Below are 17,623 nucleotides of genomic sequence, written 5' to 3'. Positions count from 1 at the left end.
TTTTATTGATTTTAGGTTAAACGCTTAATCTAAAACTATTGACAGCGGTTACAAAGCGGTGTAAACTAGAATTACAAGGAGGTTAAGCGCTTAATCATGAAGAAACGAGTATTTGAAATTAAAGAGAACGTGCTTACTCCGGAGCTTTATCAAGCGATGCATTCAGTCTGTAACTTTAAAGCATATGCTTTAGAAGATATTCGAATTGCGCTTGATCATGATTTATACGATGTTGTGGTGTTTGATGGTGACCAAGCGGTTGCCATTGCCCGACTGGTCGGTGATGGAAGGATTGTGTTCTTTCTCAAGGATGTCATCGTACATCCGCAATATCAACATCAAGGCTGTGGCGATTTACTGATGCAATCAATCTTTAAGTATCTCGCACGGGTTGCCTGTCAAGGTGCTTATGTAGGTCTCATGGCGACGCCAGGTGTTGAAGCGTTTTATGCTCAGTATGGTTTTATCACAAGACCGACTGAAGAATTAGGAAGTGGGATGGTGTTATTTTATGAGCAGTAAGATTTATGTACTTGGAAGTATTAATGCGGATTTGATGATTTCCGCGAATCGTGTGCCTTCGCAAGGTGAAACGATTGCAGGCTATGATTATTTTGAAGCAATTGGGGGTAAGGGTGGTAATCAAGCAGCGGCATGTGCCAATCTGGGCGCCCCTACATTTCTCATTGGAAGTGTTGGACGGGATTATCATGGTCAACTTGCCTTAAATGCTTTAAATAATTTTGGGGTTAATACAAATCATGTTCTTCTCAGTGATGATGAACACACAGGCGTTGCGATGATCTTAAAAACAGATCACGATAATCGTATTATTATAAACCAAGGTGCTAATGCGAATATTAGTGTTCCACGCATTCACGAAGCCCTACAGGGATCAGACCAGGATTTCTTTTTAACCCAATTTGAAGTCCCACTCTATGCTGTATATGAAGGTCTCAAACAAGCAAAGAGCTTGGGAATGACAACGGTGGTGAATCCTGCACCTGCGATTGTGATGAATGAAGATTTCTATCCTCTTATTGATTATCTTGTGGTAAATCAATCAGAGAGTGAAATATTGACTGAGATATTCCCCCATGATCTTGAAGATTGTCAGCGTGCGGCCAAAACCTTATGTGAACGGGGCGTTAAGACGGTTGTCTTTACCCTAGGTGGTTCTGGAAGCATTTGTATTTCAAACGATCACGCTGAAATCATTCCATCCTATACCGTGGATGTGGTGGATACAACAGGAGCAGGCGATGCTTATATCGGAACGTTCTTATACGGTCTTAGTAAGCAATGGAATCTTCAAAAAGCATTAACCTATGCAAGTGCTGCAGGTGCCCTTGCATGTACAAAACAAGGTGCTCAAGAAGCGCTTCCCACACTTGAAGCGTTAATGGATTTTATGAACCAAGGAGGAAATCATGAGTAGACGAAAAATTATTATTGATACAGATCCGGGCATTGATGATGCTGTTGCATTGGCAATCGCTTTATTTTCAGAAGAACTGGATGTTCAGTTGATTACAACGGTTGCAGGAAATGTAAGTATAGAGAAGGTTACGAAAAACACCTTAAAGCTGTTGCCTTTTTACGGTAAAAAAATTCCAGTCGCCATGGGTGCAGCTCGTCCGTTACTAAGAGAACCGATTGATGCCAGTGGTGTTCACGGTAAAACGGGGATGGATGGCTATGATTTCCCTGAGGAAGATCGAAGTTTGCTTCTCGATAAAAATGCGGTGGAGGCAATGCATGAGGTCATTATGAACAGTGCGGAAAAAATTACACTTGTTCCAATTGGTCCACTAACCAATATTGCTTTATTAATTCGAGAATATCCGGAAGTCATTGAACGCATTGATGAAGTGGTATTAATGGGTGGTAGTGTCGGACGTGGTAATGCGGGTGTCTATTCTGAATTTAATATTAAAGTAGACCCAGAGGCTGCGAAGATTGTCTTTGAAAGTGGTTTAAATATTGTGATGGCAGGTCTTGATGTAGGTCTTAAAGCCCTTGTTTATCCGGAAGATTCTGCATTGATTAAAGACATGAATCCTGTTGGAAATATGTTTTATCACTTATTTAAAACCTATCGAGGCGGAAGTTTTAAGGTTGGTTTAAAGATGTATGACAGTTGTGCGATTGCATACTTACTTAAACCAGAAATGTTTGAAGTTGTGGAGACATTTGTAGGTATTGAGACCCAAGGGGAATATACATCAGGCGCTACCGTGGTAGATCTGAAAGGATATTGTGGTCAGCCCGCAAATGCGAAAGTTACGACTGATATTGATGCGGATATGTTTAAAACATGGTTCCTCGAATCAATTCAAAAGTGTCAAACGAAAAACTAATATAAAGGAGAATGAAGGTTATGAGTCCATTTGTTATGTATGGAGCAGGATTGATTGCGGTCGCAATCGTAGTTGTCATGCTTCTTAAAAAACTAGATATTAAGATTACGTTATTTGGTGTTGGTATTTTACTGATGATGGTGGCGATTATGATGGGGAATGCGGTTATTGAAGAACCGGTTCATATCTTAGTTGATCCATTGCTCGCGATTATCGATCAATTTAAGAAAACACTCCCAAGTTCGGGGTTTGTGATTCTTGTATTGGGTGGTTATACGGCTTATATGAATGCGATTGGGGCAAATGAGGTAACGGTTAATACACTTACAAAACCTCTAAAAGGCATTAAATCAGCATACGTTTTGGTTCCAATTGTATTCTTACTTGGGAACTTGTTATCCCTTGTGATTCCAAGTGCATCCAATTTATCCATTATTTTGCTTGCAACCTTGTATCCAGTTTTAAAAGAATCGGGTATGTCGACATTAACCGCAGCCGCAATTATTGCGACAACGGCAACAGTTATGCCAACACCATTAGGTGCAGATAACGTTGCGATTGCAGCGGAACTTGGAATGCCTGTTGCAGACTATGTCTTCCAACATCATGCAATTGTTTCGGTACCAACACTTCTTGTGATGGCACTTGCACATACATTCTGGCAAAAATACTGTGATAAAAAACTTATTGCAAGTGGTGAAGAAAAGGTTGTTCTGAATGTAGAAGCACCCAAACAAATTGAAGGTAGTGGTCTTTACAAATTTGTCTACACATTACTACCCTTGTTACCAATCTTAATCTTACTTGTTGTCTTTGCAATTAATGCGATCACAGGATCAAGCTTGAACTTATCCGTTGAAGTGGTATCGATGATGTCCTTTATCATTGCGATTGCTTGCGAACTCATACGTCATCGTGATGGTAATAAAGTCTTAACTGCTACAGAATCTTTCTTTAAAGGGATGGGAAATGCAATGGGTATTGTTGTTTTACTTGTTGCTGCTTCAACCTTTGTGAATGGTCTTAAAGCAATTGGTTTAATTACCCAACTTCAAACGGTAATGCAAACAACCCAAGCATCTGGCTTTGTCTTACCATTGATTCTCGTTCTCTTTACAGCACTGATTGTGCTCTTGAGTGGTAGTGGAATGGCACTCTTCTATGCAATGGTACCACTTATGGTTCCTCTTGCTGCAGCAGCGGGCATTAGTCCATTTGCGGTTACTGTGCCAATGGGACTTGCAGGAAACTTACTACGTGCTGTCTCACCGGTATCTGCCGTTGTGATGATTGTTGCAGGAACAACAAAAGAAGAACCGTTTGATATTGTTAAACGTACATCGGTTCCAATGATTGTTGGTACGGTCTTTATGTTTGTACTTTCGATGATTATATTCTAAAAAATAAAAAACACATCACCGCTTAGGGTGGAACTGACCTAGTTCCTTGGGACTAAAGAAAAAACCAAGTTAGGATGAAGTTAACCGATAATTTACGGGAGATTGATATCCTAGCTTTTCTTGTATTCGATTTTCATTGTAATATTTTAAATAGTTTATCACAGTTTGTGATACAATTTCAGTAGAACCCTTTAGGTCTGGGTTTAATTCGAATGTTTCACACTTTAGCGAGGCATGAAACGATTCGATAGGAGCATTATCAGCGGGTGTACCCTTACGGGACATACTCATGGTAATGCTTTTATTTTTTACTTTGAGTTGATACTCTTTTGATGTATAGACACTCCCTTGATCAGAATGAAGAATACATGGCTGAACGATATCCGGAAGTTGATTTAATGTATCAACCACACATTCTAGGTTTTGTCTGTCACTCAATGTAGACGCAATAATCTCACCATTATATAAATCCATGATCGTAGATAAATAGAGCATCTTATGGCCATAAGGGATGTAAGTGATATCTGTCACCAATTTCTCTAGAGGACGTAGTGATTTAAAGTCGCGATTAATGATATTGGGCATAATGATCTTCGGATTTTTGTTTTTTCTATACCGTTTGACCTTAACACGGCATTGACATTGGTGTTTCTGCATTATCTTTTGAACAGTGTTCTTATTGATAATTCTTTCTTTTCGAATTAATGCAGTTATTTTTCGATATCCATAACGAAATTTATTTTCTTTACAAAGTTCAATTACTAATGCTTCATTGACAGAATAATTATTAGACTCAAGTTGCTCTTTTTTAGTCCAACGGTAATACGTTGACTTAGGTACCCCAAAAAGATTCAAGATATCTTTAATAGATACAGTGTTGCGATACTCTTCAACGAGCTTGATGATTATTTCAGGAACCACATCCTTTCTCTTTCCAAATACTTTTTTAATAGTTCAATTTGTTGCTCCAAAGATTTAATTCTAAGTCTTTGTGTTTCTTCGACCGTGTCTCCTTCAGGCCCTTTTCCAAAAGTATATTGCTTGCCTACAGGTTGAGAAAATCGGTAGTGTTCACCATTTCGATACCATCTCCACCATGTTTTGACTTGTGTTACATTTTTTATTCCAAGTTCAGTCTGAATAAACCTGCTTGAGTAGCCTGCCAATTTCATTTCTATAACTTTCATCTTTGTCTCATAGCTATGCATAGTTCGTGTTCCCATATAAAAACCTCCTATATTGAACTATTTTACAATAATTCTCATACAAGAGGTTTTTTTCTTTAGTCCCAAGGAACTAGGTCAGTTCCGGTTGATGTGTTTTTTTAGGAATATCAAAGGCTAGAATTGTAGTGACCGTGTCAGCAGTTAGACTTTGTGTTTGATCGTACCCTCGAAGAAAGGAAACAAAATAATCGAGGAATTCTTCAACGTGATTCTTATCACTGGTATAGGACCCTTTAAGAATACGACGGATAATCCCTTGATGCATAATATAGGCAAAATTCACGATTGTAGAAACATCATCGGCTTGAAAATATCCCGCTTCGACACAAGGGTCTATTGAAAGTTGGTTACGCCGTTTCATTCCTTGCCCTAAGACAAGATCACTGATGTGTTTTGCGGGTTTGGTTTTATGCAGCGGGAACGTTGCGTTGTAAGCATCCATATGACTTAAAATTTCATCAGATTTATCAGAATCGAATACGTACGTGTAGATTTCAGGATCTTTAAAAGACCAGTCGGAATAACATCGCCACATTAATAAATACTTATCAAGTGCATTCAGTTCTAAGTTGATTATGGTTTCAAGGTCACTCAGGTAATCGGTGATGGTATGGATCATTGCGAAGGCAATAAGTTGGTCAAGATTTTCAAAGTAATTATAGAGGGTAGCACTGTTGTATCCGGCAATGTCTGCGACTTTTCGGATGGTAATTGCTTGCATGCCTTCGGTATTTACAATTTCTTTGGCTGCCTGCATAAAATAGAGCATGGTTCGTTGTTTTTTTATTTTTTTATGGCTCATTGTCATGACAACCTCCTTACTATGTGAATTATATAACATATGCAAATAAATCACAGTGGGTTTCCGGTTTTTTTGGTGCTTTTTTATAATGTTTATCGATATTTAGGGTATTTATAGCTAAGTTGGTGAATTATGTGCATTTTCGTTCTTTACACCAAAGGTAATGAATCTCTTTCAAGGCTATGTTATAATTGAATAAATTAATGGGAGGAATTTATATTTATGGCTACACCACATATTAATGCTGAAAAAGGGCAAATCGCTAAGGTTGTATTAATGCCTGGAGATCCACTTCGTGCAAAGTTTATTGCGGAAACATTTTTGAAAGATGTGAAACAATTTAACGATGTTCGTAATATGTTTGGATATACAGGAACGTATGAAGGCGTTGAAGTATCGGTAATGGGTTCAGGAATGGGACAACCAAGTATCGGAATTTATTCTTATGAACTTTATTCACAATTTGATGTTGAAGCAATTATTCGTATTGGTTCAGCAGGATCGTATGTTGAAGGACTTGATGTTTATGATGTGATTCTTTCAGACAGTGCATATAGTGAATCTTCATTTGCGAAAGTTGGATTTGGATATGAAGAAGATGTCCTTGAACCAAGTAAGATGTTAAATGATCAATTACGTGCTTCTGCTCAAAAATTAGAAATTCCAATGCAAGAAGGACGCATTCATTCAAGTGATGTCTTTTATCGCGACTCCGGTGTTACATGGCAAGAACTTGCAAAGAATCATGGTGTTACATGTGTTGAGATGGAATCATTTGCACTCTTCGCAAATGCTAAGAAATTAAACAAACATGCAGCATGTCTTCTAACAATTTCAGATTCATTTGTAACACAAGAAGTGACTTCAGCTGAGGAACGTCAACTCTCATTCACAAATATGATGAAGATTGCGTTGGATACAGCAATTTCTTTAAAATTCTAAAAACGGAACTCATCGATAATCGGTGAGTTTTTTTGTTTCTATTCAAACTACATTTGTAGTCATCGCACTTGCCATCAAAGAATTGTCATGATAAACTACAAATGTAAACGATAAAGGAGGACAAAGATGATGGATAAAAAAACCTATAACGTAACGGGGATGATGTGTGCATCCTGTCAAAGCCAAGTTGAAAAAGCATTACAAGGTGTTGAGGGGGTTGAACATGTTGAGGTTAATCTCCTTACCAATCAAGCCGTTATTACGTCTCAAAACACAATTCCTGAAGCTGATTTAATCCAAGCGGTTGAAGATCAGGGATATGGCCTTGAAATCCCCAATCCAATTCAAGAAAAAACAGTCGATCTCAAACTTACTGATATGACCTGTGCATCTTGCGTTGCGAATGTGGAAGGTGTACTCCAACACCTAGAAGGTGTTTCGTCCGCAAGTGTCAATCTAATGACGGAACGTGCTCGTGTTACCTATGATCCACATAAACTAAAGCTAGTGGATATGATTCAAGCGATTGAAAATCAAGGCTATGGTGCAAGCCGTTTGGATGAAGTTGAAGCGATATCCACGGATTCTCAAAAACACCAAGATCAAAAAGAGAATCGTGCGCTTTACTCTAGTTTAATCTTAGCGGCTACCATGCTTTATATTACAATGGGACAAATGTTTACCTATAAACTCCCATTACCATCCTTTATCGATCCAAATCTTAATGCATTAAACAATGCCCTCTTACAAATCATCATTACGGTACCGATTGTTTGGTTAAACCGTGATTATTTCAGAAGAGGGTTCAAAACATTATTCAAAGGACATCCTAATATGGATTCTTTAGTTGCGATTGGAACTGGAAGTGCAATGCTTTACAGTTTCTACGGATTCTTCAAAATTTTAAATGGCGAAGCGCATTTCGTACATCATCTCTACTTTGAGTCTGCTGCGGTAATTTTAGCGCTGATTCGTCTGGGGAAAACCATGGAGTCTCGCAGTAAAGCGAAGACAACCAGTGCCATTAAAGCGTTATTAAATCTTAAACCAGAAACGGCACTTTTGATCCGTGATGACGGTGTTGTGGAAATTGATGCGGATGAAATCCGAATTGGTGATCATCTGCTGGTAAAACCGGGTACATCCATTCCAATGGATGGACGAATTTTAGAAGGAGAAAGTGCGGTCGATGAGTCAATGTTAACCGGAGAAAGTATTCCGGTTGATAAAACACGCAATGATGATGTTGTGATGGGTACGATGAACCTTAACGGTCGTCTTGTCATTGAAGTGACCGTTGATGATCAAAATACAAAACTTGCGCAAATTATTCGTTTAGTTGAAGATGCGCAAAATGAAAAAGCACCAATCTCAAAAATCGCAGATAAAGTAGCGGGTGTGTTTGTTCCTGTTGTGATGGTCATTGCGCTTATTTCTGGAATTTTATGGTTTATCGCTACAAAAGACCTTGAACGTGCGCTTACAATTTTCGTAACCGTATTGGTTATTGCATGTCCATGTGCACTTGGACTGGCAACACCAACGGCGATTATGGTTGGAACTGGAGTGGGTGCACAAAATGGTATTTTTATTAAATCAGCGGAAGCACTTGAGGCTGCAGCGCATATTGATACCGTTGTTTTCGATAAAACAGGAACCTTAACACACGGAAAACCGGTTGTCACCGATATCATCACAGACTTACCTGATGATGAATTCTTAACGTATGTTGGTTCACTTGAAAATGCTTCTGAACATCCGTTAGCACATGCACTTGTTTCGGAGCTAGAACAACGTAATCTTAAAGTCTTACCCATTGAATCATTCAAATCGATCTCTGGAAAAGGACTTCAAGGAAGTGTTGGTGGAAAAATCATTGCTATTGGAAATGAAGCATTAATGAATTCGTTAAGCATTCCTACAAATGGTTATGAAGCGGATGTGAAGCGTTTATCTCAAGAAGGGAAAACAGCCATGTACGTTTCAAATCAAACATCATTAATGGGGATTGTAGCGGTAGCGGATACCGTTAAAACCGAGTCGATTGAAACCGTAAAAGCATTACAAGATATGAACTATGATGTCATTATGCTTACCGGTGATCATCGTGATACGGCACACGCAATTGCTGATCAAATTGGCATCAACCATGTCTTAGCAGAAGTGATGCCTGAGGAAAAAGCAGCCAAAATTAAAGAACTTCAAAGCCACGGTAAACATGTCTTAATGGTCGGAGATGGAATTAATGATGCGGTCGCCTTGGTTCAAGCCGATGTTGGGATTGCAGTCGGTACCGGAACCGATGTAGCCATTGAGTCGGCGAAAATTGTGCTTATGAAAGACAACTTGAAAGATGTTGTGAATGCATTAGCTCTCAGTAAAGCAACGATGCGTAATATTAAACAAAACTTATTCTGGGCGTTTGCGTATAATGTAGTCGGAATTCCATTTGCAGCTGGTGTTTTTAAAGTCTTATTTCAAGGCCCACTTCTTGATCCAATGATCGCAGGTGCTGCTATGGCTTTAAGTTCCGTAAGTGTTGTTTCAAATGCATTGCGTTTACGTCGCTTTAAGATTAAAATATAAGAGAAAGGCGGTAGCTATGAAGCATATAATTTTTGTCGATAATATGAAGTGTGAGGGATGCGTTAAACGTATTTCAGAAGAATTGGATAACACACGTGTGGATTATACGATCAGTTTGGCTAATAAATCCGTAACGGTTGAAGGATCAAACGATACCGTCCATGCAGCAAAACAAGCAATTCAATCAGCAGGCTATTCTGTAAAATAGCCTGTTTTTCTTATTTTCGAGTAAAAATAAAGCAATTTAGTAGAAAAAATCATGAATAACTATATGAAGCAAAGACGGATTTGCACAAGCAACAATCATATAAGTGTGAAAATATTGGTTTTAAACCGTTTTCATGTGTGAAAGCGTAAACTACTGCACATGATTTCATTGAGAAACCCATTTGTATTTGTTATAATGGGAAAGGTAAATAAGGAGGCAATTATGACAAAAAGAACTGTCAGTGATTTGGATGTTGCTGGTAAGAAAGTCATTGTACGTGTTGACTTTAACGTTCCATTAAAAGATGGCGTTATTACAGACGATAACCGTATCAATGGTGCACTTCCAACAATCAAATATTTGGTAGAAAACAATGCAAAAGTTATTCTTATGTCACACTTGGGGAAAGTAAATCATAAGGATTCAGAAAAAACTGAAGCAGACAAAGCTAAAAATGATATGGCACCTGTTGCAGTAAGACTACAGGAATTAATGCCGGAAACAAATGTTAAGTTTGTTCCAGTTACACGTGGTAGTGCGTTAGAAGATGCTGTTGCAGCTATGGCTGATGGTGACATCGTGTTAATGCAAAACACACGTTATGAAGTTGGCGAAAGCAAATGCGACGACAACTTATCACAATACTGGGCAAGTTTGGGAGACTTATTTGTAACAGATGCATTTGGATCTGTTCACCGTGCACATGCTTCAACTGTAGGGATTGCACAACATCTTCCTTCAGCACTTGGATTCCTTGTTGAGAAAGAAGTTAAGTTCTTAACAGAAGCAATCTATTCACCAAAACGACCATTCGTAGCGATTTTAGGTGGTGCTAAGGTAAGCGACAAGATTAATGTTATTGAAAACTTATTAGACGTAGCTGACAAAGTTATTGTTGGTGGTGGAATGGCTTATACATTCTACAAAGCAAAAGGTTACGAAATCGGAACTTCACTTGTTGAAATGGACCGTATTGATGTAGCGAAAGCAATTATGGAAAAAGCAGGCGATAAATTAGTATTGCCAGTTGATACTGTTGTTGCTAAGGAATTTGCACCAGATGCAACACCAGTTGTTGTGCCTTCAAATGAAATTCCTGCAGATATGATGGGACTTGATATTGGTCCTAAGACAATCGAATTATTCGAAAAAGAATTACAGGGTGCGAAAACTGTTGTTTGGAATGGTCCAATGGGTGTGTTTGAATTTGACGCATTTGCTCAAGGAACATTGTCAATCTGTAAAGCAATTACAGAACTTCCTGATGTATTGAGTGTTATCGGTGGTGGAGATTCCGCAGCCGCAGCAATTCAATTAGGATTCAAAGACCAAATTACTCACATCTCAACAGGTGGGGGAGCAAGTTTAGAATTTATGGAAGGAAAAGAATTGCCAGGTATTGCAGCAATTCAGGATAAATAAAACATGAGAAAACCGATTATCTTTGGTAACTGGAAAATGAATAAGACGATTGCAGAAGCAACTGAATTCGTTCAAGGTGTTGATGCATTTGTTACAGATAAAGCAGACTTTGGTGTGGCAGTGCCTTTCACAGCATTACAAGCATCCATTGCAAATGCTAAAAACTTACATATTGCAGCTGAAAATGTTCACTGGGCAGCAAACGGTGCTTATACAGGGGAAATTTCAGTTGAAATGTTAAAAGAAATTGGCACAAAATGGGTTGTTATCGGACACTCAGAACGTCGTCAATACTTCAACGAAACAGATGAAAACATTAATAAAAAAGCAGCTGTATTAATTGAAAATGGTATGACTCCAATCGTTTGTGTTGGGGAAACATTATTTGAATTTGAAGCAGATAAAACTGAAAAAGTTGTTCGTAAACAAGTTGCTGGTTGCTTAAGTGGTTTAAATGCAGACGATGTTCAAAACATCGTGATCGCATACGAACCTGTTTGGGCAATTGGAACGGGTAAGAGCGCAACAGTTGAGATTGCTCAAAACACATGTGCTTTAGTTCGTGACGAAGTTAAAAACTTATTTGGAGCAGAAGTTTCAGATAAAGTTCGTATTCAATACGGTGGTTCAGTTAAACCTGAAAACATTGAAGAATACATGTCACAAGAAGACATTGATGGTGCATTAATTGGTGGAGCTTCACTTCAAGTGGATTCATTCAAAGCAATCATCGATGCAATTAAATAATTTATTAACGAGTTAATAAAAGAATAAATAGAGGCTCAGGAGGATATAACATGCCAAGTATTATTGATATTTATGCACGCGAAGTCATGGACTCACGCGGTAACCCAACAATTGAAGTAGAAGTAACTACAGAATCAGGCGCATTCGGACGCGCAATGGTACCATCAGGTGCTTCAACTGGTGAACGCGAAGCGTTAGAACTTCGTGATGGTGATAAATCACGTTTCGGCGGTAAAGGTGTATTAAAAGCTGTTGCAAACGTTAACGATATCATTGCTGAAGAATTAATCGGCTTTGACGTAACACAACAAAACTTAATTGACCAAGCTATGATCGAATTAGACGGTACACCCGATAAATCAAAATTCGGTGCTAACGCAATCTTAGGTGTTTCAATGGCTTGTGCTATTGCTGCAGCTGATTTCTACGATATGCCACTTTACAAATACTTAGGTGGATTCAACGGAAAAGAATTACCTGTTCCAATGATGAACGTTATCAATGGTGGTTCACATGCTGACTCATCAGTTGATTTCCAAGAATTCATGATTATGCCAATCAGTGCAAAATCAGTTAAAGAAGCAATCCGTATGGGTGCTGAAACATTCCACGCATTAAAATCAGTATTAAAAGAAAAAGGTCATGTTACAGCTGTTGGGGACGAAGGTGGTTTTGCACCAAACTTAGCATCAAACGAAGAACCTTTAGAAGTTATTGTTGAAGCTATCAAACGCGCTGGTTTTGTACCAGGTGAAGATATCGTTCTTGCAATGGACGTTGCTGCTTCAGAATTCTACGATGTAGAAAAAGGTGTTTATGTATTAAGTAAATCAGGCGGCGAAGAATTAACAGCTGACCAAATGATCGATATGTATGAAGGATTCTTAAACAAATACCCAATCGTATCAATCGAAGATGGTTTAGGAGAACGCGACTGGGATGGATGGAAACGTCTAACAGATCGTATTGGCGACCGTTGCCAAATCGTTGGTGATGACTTATTCGTTACAAACCCTGCAATTCTTGCAGAAGGTATCGAAAAAGGAATTGCAAACTCAATCCTTATTAAAGTTAACCAAATCGGTACTTTAACAGAAACATTTGACGCTATGGAAATGGCAAAACGTGCAGGATATACATCAGTAGTTTCACACCGTTCAGGAGAAACAGAAGATGCAACAATCGCTGACATCGCAGTAGCATTTAACGCAGGTCAAATCAAAACTGGATCAATGTCACGTACAGACCGTTTAGCTAAATACAACCAATTAATCCGTATCGAAGACGAATTAGGTTCAGCAGCTAAATATTCAGGTGCTAACACATTCTTCAATATCAAAAAATAATTAAACTTTGATAAAACTCACTCGAAAGAGTGGGTTTTTTTTTGTGCGACATAATCATCCCAACATAAGAAATGCTACAATAAAATCTCATAATCCCAAAGTGATATCGTTTTCATTGAAATTTATACAATAAATAGCAGTTATCAAGGCTTGCATGTTGTACCGGTGCGTGTTAGTCTTAAGGTATGAAAAAACTCCATATATTTCTGGTAATATGGTCCGGAAGTTTCTACTTACATCCCGTAAAGATGTAAACTATGGCAAAAGAGCCTTATCTTCATGATAGGATATTTTCACGTCTCTTTCTGCCACATATAATGGCAGTTTTTTTATATATTGAGGAAGAGGAGGACATTACGTGAAAAATATTCTCAATAAGTATTTTGGGATTGAAGAAGCAGGTTCGACAATCAAACGCGAATTTGCAGGAGGGTTAACGGCATTTCTTTCAATGTCATATGTTATTTTCGTTAATCCGATTATTTTAGGACAAGCAGGGATGCCGAAGGATGCGGTCTTCATCGCAACCATTATTTCCTCGGCAATTGCAATGTTAATTATGGGGCTTTATGCGAAGTTTCCACTTGGGCTTGCACCATGTATGTCGATGAATGCATTCTTTGCTTTTAGTGTTGTCATGCAAATGGGGATTTCATGGCAAACGGCTTTGGCGTCGGTGCTTGCATCGTCGATTCTATTTATCATTCTTGCTGCATCGGGGGTTCGTTCGAAAATTATTAAATCGATTCCATTAACCATTAAGCAAGCAGGAACGGTGGGTCTCGGTATTTTTATTGCTTTTGTAAGTTTTAAAAACTCAGGGATTATTGTTCCGGATCCAGGGATGTTTATTACCTTTGGTGGATTTGATAATCCAAATGTTATTATTGCATTTGTGGGAATTATTACCGCAGCGTTTTTCTTGGTTCGAGGAAACCAATACGCAGTTTTCTTAGGTATGGTTGGTGCTGCAATTTGTGGCTTGTTGATGCGTTTAGGGGTTAACCTTGGCGTGTTATCAATGACCCCTGATGTCGTTGCGACTTTACCTCAATTACCAGCAGGGAGCCCTATAGTCTTTCCTGTTGAACCGATCCAAACAATGGTTCATGAGACCATGTTTGTGGCGGTGAAGGAATTACCAAACTTATTGAATCCACAAGCGATTATTGTGGTTTTAACTTTCTTATTTTTAGACTTCTTTGGAACTGCAACAACATTATCCGCTGCAGCATCACAAATTCCACATATTCCACAAGAAGAATTTGAAAACAACAATCGTATTTATATGGCAGATGCCCTTGGAACGTTTGTAGGTTCTCTTTTTGGAACATCAAATCTTTCGACCTATATCGAATCTGTATCAGGAATTATTAATGGTGGACGAACAGGACTCATGGCGGTTGTAACTGCGGTGTTGTTCTTACTCTCTATGTTCTTCTATCCATTGCTATCTCTTGTAACGCCAGCTGTCACAACACCAGCAATGGTTGTGATTGGAATCTTTATGATGCAAAACATCACAAATATTGAATGGCACTCAGGATTTGAAAACATTATTCCTGCCTTCTTAACAATCGTGATGATGCCATTGACCGGCTCAATCGCTTTAGGGTTAACTTTAGGATTTATTTCCTATGAAATGTGTATGATTTTTGCGGGACGTGGGAAAGAACTTCCAAAGATTATGCATTTTATTACCCTAATTTCAATAGCATATATTTGTACGTTGTAGTATAATACTAAGTAAAATTGAAAGAAGGTACCCATGAAATTACTCGAAGAAATAATTCAAGAAAAAGGTAAAGTTAAATCTGAAGAAATTGTAGATGTGAGTTCGTTCCTTAATGCTCAAGTTGATCCTAAAGTCATGGAAGCTTTAGGAAAGGACTTCGCAGATTTTTATGCAGATTATGACTTTGATTTGTTTGTAACGGTTGAAACATCGGGAATTGCACCCAGTGTTTTCGCAGCTTTATATGCAAACAAACCTCTGATCATTATCAAGAAAAGTTTAACTGAAAAAGATGACCCTAAGTTTATCCAACAATCATGTTTTTCATTCACAAAGAAAAACGGTTATCATTTAACCGTTCCAAAGCATCTTATTGAAGGAAAACGTGTTATTCTTCTCGATGATTTCCTTGCGAAAGGAAGTGTTGTGCATAATGTGGATAAACTTCTTACTCAGGCAAATGCATCTCTGGTTGCTACGGGTATTTGTATTTCGAAGAATTTCCAACCAGGATATCAAATGTTAATCGATGAAGGTCATGATCTTTATTGTCAGGCTCAAATCGAATCCATTGATGTAGATTCAGGAATAATTACCTTTAAATCATAAAAAAAAGAAAACAACGTTAATCAACGTTGTTTTCTTTATCTTCAAGTGGATCATCGACGGTAATATCATTTAAGTGAATTGAAGGAGCATCTTCAGTTTGTGACTCTAACAATTCACGTTCTGCTTCAAGTCGCTCTTGCTTAAGCGTTTCTTTTGCTGCTTTCTCAATTCGTTTAGCTTTACGTTTTGATTTCCAAACTAAGTCCAGAATCAATCCGATAATATTAGAACTCAACATAACAATAATCCATATAAACAAACCATTAAAGGCAATTGCATTGCCGCCAGAACGTGCAACAGAGAAAGCAAGTGCCCAAAATGATGCAATCATTCCTAAAATAAAACATACGATACCGACCCACGATCCATATTGAATCATAAAAAATGCATAGAGCGATACGACAAGTGCTAAGACAACTTCATTGAATAAAATATCCATTTGAAAGGGAACTTTAAAAACGAAGAAGGTCATTACGATAAAAGCGAGGATGGTAATGACGAGAACAGCTAGGCTTACCATCAGTTTTTGTTTGAAATTTAATTTTTTCATTATTGACTCCTTTATTAAAATATAGCACATTTAACTTTTTTTTCACCTATTATACTGTATCATTAAAGAGAGAGGTGATTAATATGAGTAATAAATTAACGATTGAAGGATCAGGCAGTGTGTATGTAACACCGGATATGATGCGCTTTAGTTATGAATTAGTGCAAGATGGTGCATCGTATGCGAGTTCATTTGATGCTTTAAAAGCGCAATATGAGAATATCGTGAAAGCATTTAAGCGGGTGGAGTTTAATATCAGTTTGATTAAGACATCTGGGATTGAAGTTTCAATTCTACAACCTTCAGATAATCAACCAAAGTTGTTCCGGTGTGTTCAACGACTTGTATTTGAAGACAATATTAATCTTACGAAAATGTCAGAACTGTTAGATCATTTAAGAACCAGCGATGACTTTAATTTTAGTCTTTCCTATTTCTTAAAAGATTCAACGAAAGCCGATGATGATGCTCTGATTCTCGCAATTAATCAAGCAAACGATAAGGCAAAATTGATTGCGGATACTTCAGGCATTCGTCTGGGTCATATTTGTGATATGGAATATATGAATCATTCAGGTGCAAGACCGATGCATCGTATGGCAAGTGCGGATATGATGGGTTCAACCATGACCGCAAATGACTTAACCGTTACCCAATCAATTCGTATTAGCTGGGATATTAAGTAAGAACAAGGTTTAGTGGGGGCGTTATTATGAGCTCCTGTGTTTCAAAATTAATATACTGCAACTGTTTCAAGTTTAAATGAAAGGTTGCAGTATTTTTTTTGTCAATAACAGTCGACATCAAGCAGAACGGGTACTTGTAGCCGAATAAACATATCACGACGACCTGAATTGGTATTAGGCATTTCGTAAAGGACTTCACAAATATAATCCCCGTTAATGATTAAATTTTGTTCGCGGATTAAGCGATGAAATGTATGCATTGCTTTCGTTTCATCTTCAAAGGACTGACAGAAGAAGACGGCGTAATCTCCTTGTGGTAGGCTATCATTTGCCTGTGTGGGATCATCCACAAATACAAAAAGTTCTTTGGAATCGAATTGTTGATGGATGAAGTTATCTTGAGACATAATCGAACCAACACGATTAAATGCAGTGATGGCTTTAAGATGGTGTTTAAAATCTCTGAGCGCATATTCATACTCATCAATGGACATTTCATATATATTTTGAGTAATGGGATATCGGTAGATATGACGTTTGTGAAATGAACTGATTTCCATCCAATGTTTGTCCATATTTTGTGTATACAAGTTTGTGGTTTCCATAAAACGATGAATGGATTGAATTTGATGAATAATGGTACGATGTGCTTCAAGAAGCGTTTCTTCTTTCGTTTTTAAAGAATTTTTTAAAGATTCAAGACTGATTTTTTGTTTGAGAATGTCATGAATCTCAGAAAGATTGAAATCAAGACTTTTGAGAAATTGAATCATATCCAGGGTGGCAGACTGTTCAATTGTATAATAGCGATAGTGTGTTTCAGGGTCGATTGAAGCCGGTTTAAGAAGACCGATTTCATCATAATAGCGTAATGTTTGAATGGAAACGTCATTTAATCGTGCAATTTCACCAATTCTCAACTTTTGCATAAACCCTCCTTGACTCTCACCTTACTAGAGACATTATACTATAGTTGTGAAATAAATATCAAGAAAATAGGAGGC

The 17,623-nt window shown here is 37.9% G+C and carries 17 protein-coding genes and 1 riboswitch; of the genes, 13 read left to right on the top strand and 4 right to left on the bottom strand.

Annotated features, from left to right (window positions below):
* Positions 1-96: 96 nt before the first annotated feature.
* From NMG63_RS07250 to dcuC, 4 genes are read left to right on the top strand one after another with little or no spacing between them, the layout of a single operon-like run.
* A complete protein-coding gene (locus NMG63_RS07250; protein ID WP_254006826.1) occupies positions 97-522 on the top strand; it encodes a GNAT family N-acetyltransferase in 426 nt (141 codons plus the stop codon).
* A complete protein-coding gene (locus NMG63_RS07245; protein ID WP_254006825.1) occupies positions 512-1,438 on the top strand; it encodes a ribokinase in 927 nt (308 codons plus the stop codon). Before NMG63_RS07250 ends, NMG63_RS07245 begins: the two co-directional genes overlap by 11 nt.
* On the top strand, positions 1,431-2,360 hold the full coding sequence (rihC, locus tag NMG63_RS07240; RefSeq protein WP_254006824.1) for a ribonucleoside hydrolase RihC: 930 nt from the start codon (positions 1,431-1,433) through the stop codon (positions 2,358-2,360). Before NMG63_RS07245 ends, rihC begins: the two co-directional genes overlap by 8 nt.
* Before the next feature lie 20 nt (positions 2,361-2,380).
* A complete protein-coding gene (gene dcuC / locus NMG63_RS07235) occupies positions 2,381-3,760 on the top strand; it encodes a C4-dicarboxylate transporter DcuC (RefSeq protein ID WP_254006823.1) in 1,380 nt (459 codons plus the stop codon).
* A 69-nt stretch (positions 3,761-3,829) separates the two neighbouring features.
* Here dcuC and NMG63_RS07230 read toward each other — a convergent pair.
* A protein-coding gene (locus NMG63_RS07230) for an IS3-like element ISErh1 family transposase (protein ID WP_123171090.1) occupies positions 3,830-4,983 on the bottom strand; the annotation gives its coding sequence in 2 pieces (ribosomal slippage) (positions 3,830-4,710 and positions 4,710-4,983; 1,155 coding nt in all).
* A 73-nt stretch (positions 4,984-5,056) separates the two neighbouring features.
* Positions 5,057-5,788 (bottom strand): TetR/AcrR family transcriptional regulator, encoded by a 732-nt coding sequence (locus NMG63_RS07225; protein WP_254006822.1) that lies wholly within the window; start codon positions 5,786-5,788, stop codon positions 5,057-5,059.
* Between the two features lie 222 nt (positions 5,789-6,010).
* Here NMG63_RS07225 and deoD point away from each other — a divergent pair, with 222 nt between their 5' ends.
* The 8 genes from deoD to NMG63_RS07185 all read left to right on the top strand — a co-directional run bounded on the left by deoD (position 6,011) and on the right by NMG63_RS07185 (position 15,383).
* Positions 6,011-6,730, top strand: a complete 720-nt coding sequence (gene deoD, locus NMG63_RS07220) for a purine-nucleoside phosphorylase (protein WP_254006821.1) — start codon at positions 6,011-6,013, stop codon at positions 6,728-6,730.
* Positions 6,731-6,859: 129 nt separating this feature from the next.
* Positions 6,860-9,316 carry a heavy metal translocating P-type ATPase gene (locus NMG63_RS07215; RefSeq protein ID WP_437124119.1) on the top strand — a complete coding sequence of 819 codons (2,457 nt, stop codon included), beginning with the start codon at positions 6,860-6,862 and terminating at the stop codon, positions 9,314-9,316.
* A 16-nt stretch (positions 9,317-9,332) separates the two neighbouring features.
* A complete protein-coding gene (locus NMG63_RS07210) occupies positions 9,333-9,524 on the top strand; it encodes a heavy-metal-associated domain-containing protein (protein WP_003774894.1) in 192 nt (63 codons plus the stop codon).
* 222 nt (positions 9,525-9,746) lie between these two features.
* Entirely contained in the window at positions 9,747-10,946 is a 1,200-nt protein-coding gene (locus tag NMG63_RS07205; protein ID WP_254006819.1) for a phosphoglycerate kinase, read from the top strand.
* 3 nt (positions 10,947-10,949) lie between these two features.
* Positions 10,950-11,693, top strand: a complete 744-nt coding sequence (gene tpiA / locus NMG63_RS07200; RefSeq protein WP_254006818.1) for a triose-phosphate isomerase — start codon at positions 10,950-10,952, stop codon at positions 11,691-11,693.
* 50 nt (positions 11,694-11,743) lie between these two features.
* Entirely contained in the window at positions 11,744-13,039 is a 1,296-nt protein-coding gene (gene eno, locus NMG63_RS07195; RefSeq protein ID WP_254006817.1) for a phosphopyruvate hydratase, read from the top strand.
* A 176-nt stretch (positions 13,040-13,215) separates the two neighbouring features.
* A riboswitch (purine riboswitch) is annotated at positions 13,216-13,317 on the top strand.
* A gap of 80 nt (positions 13,318-13,397) precedes the next feature.
* Positions 13,398-14,774, top strand: coding sequence for an NCS2 family permease (locus NMG63_RS07190; protein WP_254006816.1), 1,377 nt, complete (start codon positions 13,398-13,400; stop codon positions 14,772-14,774).
* Positions 14,775-14,807: 33 nt separating this feature from the next.
* A complete protein-coding gene (locus tag NMG63_RS07185; RefSeq protein WP_254006815.1) occupies positions 14,808-15,383 on the top strand; it encodes a phosphoribosyltransferase family protein in 576 nt (191 codons plus the stop codon).
* A gap of 16 nt (positions 15,384-15,399) precedes the next feature.
* Here NMG63_RS07185 and NMG63_RS07180 read toward each other — a convergent pair whose 3' ends face one another.
* Positions 15,400-15,933, bottom strand: coding sequence for a hypothetical protein (locus NMG63_RS07180; protein WP_123171151.1), 534 nt, complete (start codon positions 15,931-15,933; stop codon positions 15,400-15,402).
* An 83-nt stretch (positions 15,934-16,016) separates the two neighbouring features.
* On the opposite strand from NMG63_RS07180, the gene NMG63_RS07175 reads away from it, so the two are divergent.
* Entirely contained in the window at positions 16,017-16,619 is a 603-nt protein-coding gene (locus tag NMG63_RS07175; protein WP_254006814.1) for an SIMPL domain-containing protein, read from the top strand.
* 101 nt (positions 16,620-16,720) lie between these two features.
* Here NMG63_RS07175 and NMG63_RS07170 read toward each other — a convergent pair whose 3' ends face one another.
* The gene (locus NMG63_RS07170) at positions 16,721-17,548 is read right to left on the bottom strand and encodes a MerR family transcriptional regulator (RefSeq protein WP_254006813.1); all 828 of its coding nucleotides are present in this window, start codon (positions 17,546-17,548) and stop codon (positions 16,721-16,723) included.
* Positions 17,549-17,623: the final 75 nt, after the last annotated feature.

The organism is Erysipelothrix amsterdamensis, from assembly GCF_940143175.1.
Taxonomy (GTDB): domain Bacteria; phylum Bacillota_I; class Bacilli_A; order Erysipelotrichales; family Erysipelotrichaceae; genus Erysipelothrix; species Erysipelothrix amsterdamensis.
The sequence above is the reverse complement of the archived record's forward strand: the minus strand, read 5'-3'. Positions and strand labels throughout refer to the sequence as shown.

Bases quoted from the DNA above. Each gene is read 5' to 3' on its own strand.
- rihC (WP_254006824.1), top strand. From the start codon at position 1,431: ATGAGTAGACGAAAAATTATTATTGATACAGATCCGGGCATTGATGAT.
- NMG63_RS07225 (WP_254006822.1), bottom strand. From the start codon at position 5,788: ATGAGCCATAAAAAAATAAAAAAACAACGAACCATGCTCTATTTTATG.
- NMG63_RS07175 (WP_254006814.1), top strand. From the start codon at position 16,017: ATGAGTAATAAATTAACGATTGAAGGATCAGGCAGTGTGTATGTAACA.
- NMG63_RS07170 (WP_254006813.1), bottom strand. From the start codon at position 17,548: ATGCAAAAGTTGAGAATTGGTGAAATTGCACGATTAAATGACGTTTCC.
- dcuC (WP_254006823.1), top strand. From the start codon at position 2,381: ATGAGTCCATTTGTTATGTATGGAGCAGGATTGATTGCGGTCGCAATC.
- NMG63_RS07185 (WP_254006815.1), top strand. From the start codon at position 14,808: ATGAAATTACTCGAAGAAATAATTCAAGAAAAAGGTAAAGTTAAATCT.
- deoD (WP_254006821.1), top strand. From the start codon at position 6,011: ATGGCTACACCACATATTAATGCTGAAAAAGGGCAAATCGCTAAGGTT.
- tpiA (WP_254006818.1), top strand. From the start codon at position 10,950: ATGAGAAAACCGATTATCTTTGGTAACTGGAAAATGAATAAGACGATT.
- eno (WP_254006817.1), top strand. From the start codon at position 11,744: ATGCCAAGTATTATTGATATTTATGCACGCGAAGTCATGGACTCACGC.
- NMG63_RS07210 (WP_003774894.1), top strand. From the start codon at position 9,333: ATGAAGCATATAATTTTTGTCGATAATATGAAGTGTGAGGGATGCGTT.
- NMG63_RS07180 (WP_123171151.1), bottom strand. From the start codon at position 15,933: ATGAAAAAATTAAATTTCAAACAAAAACTGATGGTAAGCCTAGCTGTT.
- NMG63_RS07205 (WP_254006819.1), top strand. From the start codon at position 9,747: ATGACAAAAAGAACTGTCAGTGATTTGGATGTTGCTGGTAAGAAAGTC.
- NMG63_RS07215 (WP_437124119.1), top strand. From the start codon at position 6,860: ATGGATAAAAAAACCTATAACGTAACGGGGATGATGTGTGCATCCTGT.
- NMG63_RS07245 (WP_254006825.1), top strand. From the start codon at position 512: ATGAGCAGTAAGATTTATGTACTTGGAAGTATTAATGCGGATTTGATG.
- NMG63_RS07250 (WP_254006826.1), top strand. From the start codon at position 97: ATGAAGAAACGAGTATTTGAAATTAAAGAGAACGTGCTTACTCCGGAG.